This is a genomic window from Kineococcus glutinatus (assembly GCF_039542765.1).
In the GTDB taxonomy this organism is placed as follows: domain Bacteria; phylum Actinomycetota; class Actinomycetes; order Actinomycetales; family Kineococcaceae; genus Kineococcus_A; species Kineococcus_A glutinatus.
Genome location: NZ_BAABIL010000330.1, coordinates 1 through 9,715, shown reverse-complemented (window position 1 = coordinate 9,715; position 9,715 = coordinate 1). Strand labels below are relative to the sequence as shown.

Sequence of the window (9,715 nt, the reverse complement as noted above, 5' to 3'; positions counted from 1 at the left end):
GTGGACACCAGCCGCAACGGCGCCGGGGCCACCTCGAAGTCCGAGGACGCGCTGGCCTGGTGCAACCCGCCGACGGCCCGCGTCGGCACCACCCCGACGACGAGCACGGACAGCACGCACTGCGCCGCGTACCTGTGGGTGAAGGAACCCGGCACCTCCGACGGTTCCTGCCGCGACGGCGAGCCCGCCGCCGGGACGTGGTGGCCGGAGCTGGCGCTGCGCCTCACCTCCGGCTGATCCCGGCCGCACCGACACCGAACACCGCAGTTCCGCCACGAGCGGAACGGACAGGAAGGAAACGCCATGCTGCACCTGCCCAAGACCGTCCTCGCCGTCGGCTCCCACCCCGACGACATCGAGCTGGGCTGCGGCGGCACCCTCGCCCGCCACGTCGCCCGCGGCGACCGCGTCATCATGCTCGTCATCACCAAGGGCCAGGCCGGTCCGGGCGACGTGGCCGCGCGCATCATCGAGCAGGAGCACGCCGCCGCCACCCTGGGCGCCGAGCTCGTGTGGGGCGACCTGCCCGACGGGCGGGTGTCCAACCACGAGCTGCACCTGGTGCACCTCATCGAGTCCGTCATCCGCGCCAACCGGGTGCAGGTCGTCTACACCCACGGCGTGGAGGACACCCACCAGGACCACCGGGCGGTGGCGCTGGCCACTCTCGGCGCGGCCCGGCACTGCCAGCAGGTGCTGACGTACGAGTCGCCCAGCAGCTACGGGTTCAGCCCGCGGGTGTTCGTCGACATCAGCTCCGCGATGGACAAGAAGGCCGCCGCGCTGCGCTGCCACGGCAGCCAGGTCGCGGACTCGGCGATGGTGTGCCTGGACGCCGTGCACAGCCAGGCCGGCTACCGCGGGTTCCAGTCGAGGGTGGGCAGCGCGGAGGGGTTCGTGCCCCACCGGATCGTGCTGGAGGTCTGAGCCGGCTCCCGGGGCGACGCGGCGCGGCGCCGGTCCTACAGCGCCGCGCCCGCCCCGATCCCCGCCGCGGCGGCCCCCGCGGTCAGCAGCAGCGTCGCGGCGGCGTATCCCGCGGCGGTGCGGGTGGTGTGCTCCCGCCCCAGCCGCAGCACCTCGACGCTGGCGGTGCTGAACGTCGTGTAGCCGCCGCAGAACCCGGTGCCGAGCACCGCGTGCAGCGCCTCCCCCACCCCCGCCCCGGCCAGCGGCCCGCCGGGCAGCGCGGCGCCGGCGAGCAGCCCCAGCAGCGCCGAACCGGTCGTGTTGACGAGCAGGGTGGCCCACGGCAGCCGCGCCGCGGGGAAGCGCCGCCGCAGCGCCAGGTCCACCCCCCAGCGGGCGAGCGCACCGAGGGCCCCCGCCGCGCACACCACCGCGAACAGCAGCACCCCGCTCACCGACCACCCCGCCGCGGCAGCCGGCCGGCGAGGGCCGCACCCGCCGCCGCGCAGCCGACGCCGCCGACCACGCTGAGCAGCGGGTAGAGCACCGCGACGGCGGTGGCGCCCTCCCGCAGCAGCAGGTCCACCTCCACCGCCAGCGCGCTGTACGTGGTGAACGCGCCGCAGAACCCGGTGCCCAGCAGCAGCCGCGCCCGCTCCGCCGCCGGGCCCGGCCGGGGCAGCGCCGCCAGCAGCGCCCCGAGCAGGAAGGCGCCGGCGAGGTTGACGAGCGTGGTGGCCAGCGGCCAGCCCGAGGCCGGCACCGGGACGAGGGCGGCGACGCCCCAGCGGGCGGCGGTCCCCGCGGCACCACCGGCCGCGACGAGGAGAGCAGGACGCACCGGCACGCCCCCATCCTGCCCGGCCCGCACCGGCCTACCCTCGGGGACCGTGACCGCCACCGCGCAGCCGGAACCCGTCGACGGCCCCGCCCCGCTGCACCGCAACGTCGCCCACGTCCAGCGCGCCCTGCACGAGCGCGGCTGCGACGCCGAGGTGCGGGTGCTGGCCGACGCGGTGCGCACCGCCGCCGAGGCGGCCGCCGCCCTGGGCGTGGAGGTGGGCGCCATCGCCAACTCCCTGGTGTTCCTGCTGGACACCGGGGACGGCGCGGGCACCGGCACCGAACCGCTGCTGGTGCTCACCAGCGGCGCGCACCGCGTCGAGGAGGACGTGCTCGGGCCGGCCCTCGGCGGCGTGCTGCGGCGGGCGAGCGCCGCGCAGGTGCGGGCGGCCACCGGCCAGCCCATCGGCGGGGTGAGCCCGGTGGGGCACCCCGCGCCGCTGCGCACCGTCGTCGACGAGCAGCTGCGCCGACACCCGCGGGTGTGGGCGGCGGCGGGGCACCCGCACGCGGTGTTCTCCACCACCCACGACGAGCTGGTGGCGCTGACGGGCGGGACGTCGGTGCCGGTCGCCGCGGACGGCTGAGGCCGCGGCGGCGCCCCGCCCCCGCATCCGTGGTGGACGGGCGACCTCACCACCGGTTCTTCCATGATCCGTGGGTAAGCTCGGGTGGTGTCCATGCTTCCACCCGAGGACGTCGGCTTCGCCGCGTCGGGGGATGCCGCAGCGCGCTGGCCGGCCTTCGGCCTGGAGAGCGTGCCGTGGCAGCCGGCGGATGCGGCGTACGGCCCGCGGTCGGGGCGCAGCCGCCACCAGGGTCCCTACGAGGCGGCCGTACCGGCGGTGATCGCGCATGCGCGACCCTCGCTGCCGGTTGCGGCGATGGCGCTGGTCACCGAGGCCAGCGCCGAGATCGCCCGCTTCGACGGGGAGGTGCTGGGCTCCGGCCGCGTGATCTCCTTCGCGGCGCTGCTGCTGCGCACCGAAGCGGCCAGCTCCTCGCAGATCGAGCACCTGACCTCCTCACCGAAGGCCATCGCCCTGGCCGAACTGGGACGCCGCGGGCGGGCGAACGCCGACGAGATCGTCGCCAACGTCGCCGCGATGCACACCGCGCTGCAGCAGACCGAGCACCTGGACGTCGAGGCGGTGCTGGAGATGCACCGGGTGCTGATGACGACCTCGATGCCGCACGCCGCCGGGCGCTGGCGCAGCGAGCAGGTGTGGATCGGCGGCTCGGGGCGCAGTCCGCACGGCGCGGACTACATCGCGCCGGTGCACCAGCGGGTACCGGCGGCGATGGCGGACCTGATGGCGTTCATCGCCCGCGACGACCTGCCCGTCCTGGCGCAGGCGGCGCTGGCGCACGCGCAGTTCGAGGCGATCCACCCCTTCCCCGACGGCAACGGACGCACCGGGCGCGCCCTGCTGCACGCCCAGCTGCGCGTCGCCCGGCTCGCGCGCGAGGCGCTGGTCCCCATCTCCGCGGGCCTGCTGGCCGACACCGGCAGGTACTTCCAGGCTCTGGACGCCTACCGGGCCGGGGACGTCGAGCCGATCGTGCGACAGGTGTGCGAAGCGGTCTTCCCAGCGGTGGGCAACGCCCGCCGGCTCATCGCCGACGTCCGGGACGCGCGGGCCCGGTGGGCGCAGCAGATCCGCGCCCGCCGGGACGCGGCCGCGCTGCGGCTGGCGGACCTGGTCATGACGCGCCCGGTGGTGGACGCCAAGCTCGTGGCGGAACAGCTGCAGATCTCACCGGTCAACGCGCAGGTGGCCATCGACCGCCTGGTGGACGCCACCGTCCTGGAGCAGATCGGCAACGGCCGCCGCGACCGGGTGTGGCAGGCGCCGGAGGTCCTGGCGGCCATGGAGGACTTCGCCGCCCGCGCCAGCCACCGCGTCCCCTGACGCGGAGCAGACGCCCCGGGAACCGCCCCGCCCCCGCCTCACACCAGCCGGTGCGCCGGGGAGTTCTGCGCGGTCCTGCCCGGGTCGCGGGTGACGGCGTCGCCGAGCACCTCGTCGATGCGCCCGAGCAGTTCCGCGGGGATCTCCACCCCGGCCGCCGCGACGTTCTCCGCCACCTGCTCGGGGCGGGAGGCGCCGATGATGGCGCTGGCGACGTTGTGGTTCTGCAGCACCCACGCCACCGCCAGCTGCGCCGGGGTCAGGTCGAGCTCCCGCGCCACCGGCACCAGGTCCTGCACCCGCTGCAGCACCTCGTCGCGCATCCACCGGGAGATCATGTCCGCGCCGCCCTTGGTGTCGGTGGCGCGCGAACCGGCCGGGGGCTGCTCGCCCGGCTTGTACTTGCCGGTGAGCACGCCCTGCGCGATCGGCGAGAACACGACCTGGGAGATGCCCAGCTCGCGGGAGGTGGGCACGACCTCGGCCTCGACGACCCGCCACAGCGCGGAGTACTGCGGCTGGTTGGAGACGAGCTGGACGCCGAGGTCCTTCGCCAGCGCGTGCCCGGCGCGCAGCTGGTCGGCGGTCCACTCGCTGACGCCGATGTAGAGCGCCTTGCCCTGGCGGACGACGTCGGCGAACGCCTGCATCGTCTCCTCCAGCGGCGTCTCGCTGTCGTAGCGGTGCGCCTGGTAGACGTCGACGTAGTCGGTGCGCAACCGCCGCAGCGAGGCGTTGATCGACTCGGCGATGTGCTTGCGGGACAGACCGGTGTCGTTCTTCCCCTTCGGGCCGGTCGGGAAGTACACCTTCGTGAGGATCTCCAGCGACTCCCGCCGCTGCCCCGCCAGCGCCTCGCCGAGGACGGTCTCGGCCGCCCCGTTGGCGTACACGTCGGCGGTGTCGAAGGTGGAGATGCCGGCGTCGAGGGCGGCGCGCACGCACGCCGCCGCCGTGTCGTTCTCCACCTGCGAGCCGTGGGTGAGCCAGTTGCCGTACGTGATCGCTGAGACCTTCAGGCCGCTGTTGCCGAGGTACCGGAACTCCATGGCCGCGACCCTACGAGCTGGTGCGCGCGCGCGACACCGGTGCCGCCGTCGCCGGCGACGCGGCGCAGCTGGCCCGCTCGCGCAGCGCGGCGCGCACGAGCCGGGGCACGACCTCGGCGCCCAGCAGCCGCCGGGCCACCGCCGCCCCGTAGGCGGCGACGTCGTGGCCCATCGCGGTGAGCGTGGGGTGGGTGGCGCGGCACAGCGCCGAGTCGTCCCAGGCGACGAGCGAGACGTCGTCGGGGACGCGGATCCCCAGCCCGGTGGCCGCCGACAGCCCGGCGACGGCCATCAGGTCGTTGTCGTAGACGATCGCGGTCGGGGGCCGGGGCCCGCCGAGCAGCGCGCGGGTGGCGGTGGCCCCGCCGTCGGCGGAGAAGTCGGAGTGGACGGTGCGGGCGCGCACGCCGTGCCCGGCGGCGGCGGCGGCCAGGGCCTCGTCGCGGATGCGGGTGTGGGACAGCTCCGCCGGGCCGGCGACCCGGGCGATCGCGCGGTGGCCGAGGCCCGCGAGGTGGGCCACGACGTCGGCCACCGCGGCGGCGTCGTCGGTGCCGACGCTGGGGAGCCCGCCGGCCAGCGAGGGGTGCCCCACGACGACCGCGGGCATGCCGATCTCCTGCAGCAGCGCCACGCGCGGGTCGTCGACCCGGACGTCGACGACGACGACGCCGTCGACGCGGCGCTCCGACCACCACTTGCGGTAGGTCGCGGCGGCGGTCGCCACGTCGGGGACGACCTGGAGCATGAGCGCGAGGGAGCGCTCGCCGAGGACGCTCTCCAGGCCGGCGATGAACTCCATGTAGTACGGCTCGTGCCCGATGTCCTCGGCCTTGCGGGGCAGCACGAGCCCGTAGGTGTCGGTCTTCGCCCCGGACAGGGCGCGCGCGGCCCGGTTGGGCACCCAGTTGAGCTCGCGGGCGACCTGCAGGACCCGCGCCCGGGTGGCGTCGGAGACACCGGGGCGGTCGTTGAGGACGTAGGAGACCGCTCCCTTGGAGACGCCGGAGCGGCGGGCGATCTCCGTGATGGTCACGCGCGCCACGCGGTCTCCTCCCGGCAGGACGGTTCCCGGATCGTACTGCGCGGCCGGTCGCGGCGGTCACCGGCGCGGGTCCGCGGGGACGGGGCCACCCGTCCGCTAGCGTCCCGCTGAACCGGTTGAGCACCCCGCCCGAGGAGCCCCGTGAGCACCGACGCCCCCGCCCCCCTCGTCCACCTGCGCGCCGCCGGCGTCAGCCTCGTCTGCGACCTGCCGCCCGACGACCTGCCCGCGGTCCTGCACTGGGGCGCCGACCTGGGCGACGTCGACGCCGACGTGCTGCGCGACCTCGCCCTGGAGGTGTCGCCGCTGCTGGAGCACACCGTCGACGTGCCGGTGCGGCTGAGCGTGCTGCCCGGGCAGGACGCCGGCTGGACGGGCACCCCCGGCCTGGCGGGCCACCGCGGCGGCGACGCCTGGTCCCCCCGCTTCACCGGCGCCCGCCACGAGGTGGACGCGCGCCCCGGCGCCGGGGGCCGGGTGCTCAGCCGCGCCCGGGACGACGCCGCGGGCCTGGCCGTCGAGGTGGAGCTGGAGCTGGAGCCCTCCGGCCTGCTGCGCGCCCGCGCCGCCGTCACCAACACCGCCGCCGGGGGTTACGAGGTGCAGCGGCTGGCCCCGGTGCTGCCCGTGCCGGCGGTGGCCGTCGAGCTGCTCGACCAGGCGGGGCGCTGGTCCCGCGAGCGCGCCCCGCAGCGGCGTGCGGTCACCGTCGGCGCGCACGTGCGGGAGAACCGCCGCGGCCGCACCGGCGCCGACGCCGCCACCGTGCTGCTCGCCGGGGAGGCCGGGTTCGGGTTCCGCCGCGGCGAGGTGTGGGGCGTGCACGTGGGCTTCAGCGGCAACCACGCCTGCGCGCTGGAGCGCACCGCCGCCGGCCGCACCGTCCTGGGCGGCGGCGAGCTGCTGCTGCCCGGCGAGGTGGTGCTGGCCGAGGGGGAGACGTACGCGTCCCCGTGGTCGTTCTTCACGCACGGCACCGGCCTGGACGAGGCCGCGGCGAGGTTCCACGAGTTCCTGCGCGCCCGGCCGCACCACCCGTCCTCGCCGCGCCCCGTCGTCCTCAACGTCTGGGAGGCCGTCTACTTCGACCACGACCTGGACCGGCTGCTGGAGCTGGCCGAGCGCGCCGCCGAGGTGGGCGCCGAGCGCTACGTCCTCGACGACGGCTGGTTCCGCCACCGCCGCGGCGACGACGCCGGCCTCGGGGACTGGTACGTCGACGAGGGGGTGTGGCCGCGGGGGCTGCACCCGCTGGTGGACCGGGTGCGGGAGCTCGGCATGCAGTTCGGGCTGTGGTTCGAGCCGGAGATGGTCAACCCCGACTCCGACCTGGCGCGGGCGCACCCGGACTGGATCCTCTCCCCCGGTGGCCGGCTGCCGCTCCAGGCCCGCCACCAGCAGGTCCTCGACCTCGCCAACCCCGCCGCGGCCTCCTACGTCGAGGAGCGCGTCAGCGCCCTGGTGACCGAGTACGGCATCGACTACCTCAAGTGGGACCACAACCGCGACCTGCTGGAGGCGGGGTCCACGACGCGGCGGGGTGCCGGCGTGCACGCGCAGACCCTCGCCGTCTACGGGCTGCTGGACCGGCTGCGCGCCCGCCACCCGGACCTGGAGGTCGAGTCCTGCTCCTCCGGCGGCGCGCGCGTGGACCTGGGCGTCCTGGAGCGCACCGACCGGGTGTGGGCCAGCGACTGCATCGACCCGCACGAGCGGCAGCTGATCCACCGCTGGACCGCGCAGCTGCTGCCGCCGGAGCTGGTGGGCAGCCACGTCGCCGGGCCGCGCTCGCACACGACGGGCCGCAACTCCGAGCTGTCGTTCCGGGCGGTGACGGCGTTCTTCGGGCACTTCGGCATCGAGTGGGACATCAGCCGCGCCGGCGCCGACGAGCGGGCGGAGCTGGCCGGGTGGGTGGCGCTGCACAAGCGCTTCCGCCCCCTGCTGCACTCCGGGCGCACCGTGCGGCTGGACTCCCCGCTGCCGGAGGTGCAGGGCCACGGGGTGGTGGCGCCGGACGGTTCGGAGGCGCTGTTCGCCCTGGCGGTGCTCGACCGGCCGGTCACCTGGCCGCCGGGGCTGCTGCGGCTGCCGGGCCTGGACCCCGGGCGCCGCTACCGCCTCGCCCCGGTGGCTCCCGCCGCGGAGCCCGCCGCGGCGGCCCGGGGTGCGGCCCCGGCGTGGTCGCGCGGCGAGGAGGTCCTCACCGGGCGCGTCCTGGCCGCGGTCGGGGTCCAGGTGCCGCCGCTGCGGCCGGACTCGGCGGTGCTGCTGCACCTGCGCGCGGTCTGAGCCGCCTCCGCCGTCCGCGCCGGCTGCCCGCTCCGCCCGCGCGGACGGCGGAGACGGCCTCAGGGCGGCGGCCCGCGGTGCCGATGCTGCTGCGGAGCCGCCGGCCGGTGCGGCCGGGAGCGGAGGGGGTGCGGGTGGCCAGCGGCATCGCCGTCGTCTTCCTCCTCGCCGCGCTGCTGTGCGGGGCGACCGCCGCGGCGACGTGGCGCCGGCGCCGGCTCGTCGCCGCGACCGACCCGCTGGTCAGCACGATGGCGACCATCGCCGCGTGGTGCACCGCCGCGGCGGTGCTGCGCCTGCCGGTCGGCGTCGGCGTCGGCCACGCCGCCTGGGTGGTCTCGCTGGCGGCCGTCGGCGTGGTGCCGGTGGCCGCGTGGTTCATGTGCCGGCGCGTCACGGACCCGCGCTGGCGACCGCGCCGGGGCCTGGCCGCCCGGATGCTCGCGCTGCCCGCCGCGGCGGTGGTGGCGCTGCTGACGAACCCCTGGCACCACCTGGTCTTCCGCGACGACTTCGGCGCCGGCGGCACCCCCTCGCCCGCGCACGAGATGGGGCCGCTGTTCTGGGTGTACAGCGCCTACAGCTACGGGGTGTCCGCCGCGGCGCTGGCCGTGCTGTGCGCGGCGCTGCGCGGTGCGCCGTGGTACCTGCGCCGGCAGCTGGTGAGCCTCGTCCTGGCCGTGCTGCCCCCGCTCGGGGCCGGGCTGGTGAGCCTGCTGTGGTCCCGGCAGCTCGGCGGCCACGACCACACGCCGCTGGGGTTCGCCGTCTCGGCGCTGCTGTACGCCCACGCGCTGTTCCGGCAGGGCCTGGCGAGCGTGGTGCCGGTGGCCCGCCGGGAGGTGCTGGAGGGCCTGGCCGACGCGGTCGTCGTCTGCGACCCCACCGGCCGGGTGGTCGACGCCAACGCGGCGGCCGTGGCGGGGCTGCGCAGGCTGCGCCCGCAGCTCGGCGGCGACCTGGTGGGCCGGGCGATCGCCGACCTCTTCCCCGGGCGCGCCGAGAAGCTGCTCACCGGCGGCGCGCCGTGGACGGCGGAGCTGGCGCCGGGCTGGTACGTGCACGTCGACTCCAGCCCGATCACCGACGGCCGGGGCCGGGAGCTGGGCCGGGCGGTCGTGGTGCGCGACGTCACGGAGCTGGAGCGGCAGCGCCGCGCGATGGAGGCCGCCAACGCGCGGCTCGCGGAGCAGCTGCGGATCAACGAGGAGCTGCGCGCCCGGCTGGCGGAGGACGCGCTGCGCGATCCCCTCACCGGCGCCCGCAACCGCCGGTGGCTGGACGGCGCGCTGCCGGCGGCGCTGGCGGCGGCCGCGGGCGCCGGGCAGCCGCTGTCGGTGCTCGTGGTCGACGTGGACCACTTCAAGGTGGTCAACGACACCCACGGCCACCCCGTGGGCGACCTGGTGCTGCAGGCGGTGGTCCGCGAGCTGCTGGCCACCACCAGGGCGGCGGACGGCGTGGCCCGCTTCGGCGGGGAGGAGTTCGTCGTCGTGCTGCCCGGCGCGGGCCCGGCCGAGGCGGTGCGGTGCGCCGAGCGGGTCCGCCGCCGCTGCGAGGGGCTGCAGGTGCCGGTGGGCGGGCCGGCCCCGCAGGACGTGCGCGTCACCGTCTCGGTGGGCGTGGGCTCGACGCCCGGCGGCGGCACGGCGGGCACGACGGCG

General features: G+C 76.8%; 10 protein-coding genes. 6 read left to right on the top strand and 4 right to left on the bottom strand.

Annotated elements, in window-relative coordinates; genetic code table 11:
* Positions 1 to 237 (top strand): glycoside hydrolase family 6 protein (locus tag ABEB16_RS12890; protein WP_345712651.1); only part of this gene is annotated, 237 nt, incomplete at its 5' end.
* 66 nt (positions 238 to 303) lie between these two features.
* Positions 304 to 927, top strand: a complete 624-nt coding sequence (locus ABEB16_RS12885) for a PIG-L deacetylase family protein (RefSeq protein WP_345712650.1) — start codon at positions 304 to 306, stop codon at positions 925 to 927.
* 35 nt (positions 928 to 962) lie between these two features.
* Here the strand turns inward: ABEB16_RS12885 and ABEB16_RS12880 are convergent, their stop codons facing one another.
* Both ABEB16_RS12880 and ABEB16_RS12875 read right to left on the bottom strand, forming a co-directional pair.
* Positions 963 to 1,352, bottom strand: coding sequence for a fluoride efflux transporter FluC (locus tag ABEB16_RS12880; RefSeq protein WP_425560186.1), 390 nt, complete (start codon positions 1,350 to 1,352; stop codon positions 963 to 965).
* Positions 1,353 to 1,360: 8 nt separating this feature from the next.
* Positions 1,361 to 1,756 carry a fluoride efflux transporter FluC gene (locus tag ABEB16_RS12875; protein WP_345712648.1) on the bottom strand — a complete coding sequence of 132 codons (396 nt, stop codon included), beginning with the start codon at positions 1,754 to 1,756 and terminating at the stop codon, positions 1,361 to 1,363.
* Positions 1,757 to 1,799: 43 nt separating this feature from the next.
* Between ABEB16_RS12875 and ABEB16_RS12870 the strand changes: the two genes are divergently transcribed.
* Complete coding sequence (locus ABEB16_RS12870; protein ID WP_425560185.1) at positions 1,800 to 2,339, top strand: YbaK/EbsC family protein; 540 nt, start codon at positions 1,800 to 1,802, stop codon at positions 2,337 to 2,339.
* A 93-nt stretch (positions 2,340 to 2,432) separates the two neighbouring features.
* Positions 2,433 to 3,665: a Fic family protein gene (locus tag ABEB16_RS12865; protein ID WP_345712647.1), complete on the top strand. Its 1,233-nt coding sequence runs from the start codon at positions 2,433 to 2,435 to the stop codon at positions 3,663 to 3,665.
* A 38-nt stretch (positions 3,666 to 3,703) separates the two neighbouring features.
* Here ABEB16_RS12865 and ABEB16_RS12860 read toward each other — a convergent pair whose 3' ends face one another.
* Positions 3,704 to 4,714 carry an aldo/keto reductase family protein gene (locus tag ABEB16_RS12860; protein WP_345712646.1) on the bottom strand — a complete coding sequence of 337 codons (1,011 nt, stop codon included), beginning with the start codon at positions 4,712 to 4,714 and terminating at the stop codon, positions 3,704 to 3,706.
* A 10-nt stretch (positions 4,715 to 4,724) separates the two neighbouring features.
* Positions 4,725 to 5,759 carry a LacI family DNA-binding transcriptional regulator gene (locus tag ABEB16_RS12855; protein ID WP_345712645.1) on the bottom strand — a complete coding sequence of 345 codons (1,035 nt, stop codon included), beginning with the start codon at positions 5,757 to 5,759 and terminating at the stop codon, positions 4,725 to 4,727.
* Positions 5,760 to 5,900: 141 nt separating this feature from the next.
* On the opposite strand from ABEB16_RS12855, the gene ABEB16_RS12850 reads away from it, so the two are divergent.
* Both ABEB16_RS12850 and ABEB16_RS12845 read left to right on the top strand, forming a co-directional pair.
* Positions 5,901 to 8,051, top strand: a complete 2,151-nt coding sequence (locus ABEB16_RS12850) for an alpha-galactosidase (protein ID WP_345712644.1) — start codon at positions 5,901 to 5,903, stop codon at positions 8,049 to 8,051.
* An 83-nt stretch (positions 8,052 to 8,134) separates the two neighbouring features.
* On the top strand, positions 8,135 to 9,715 hold a 1,581-nt coding region (locus tag ABEB16_RS12845), incomplete at its 3' end, for a histidine kinase N-terminal 7TM domain-containing diguanylate cyclase (protein ID WP_345712643.1).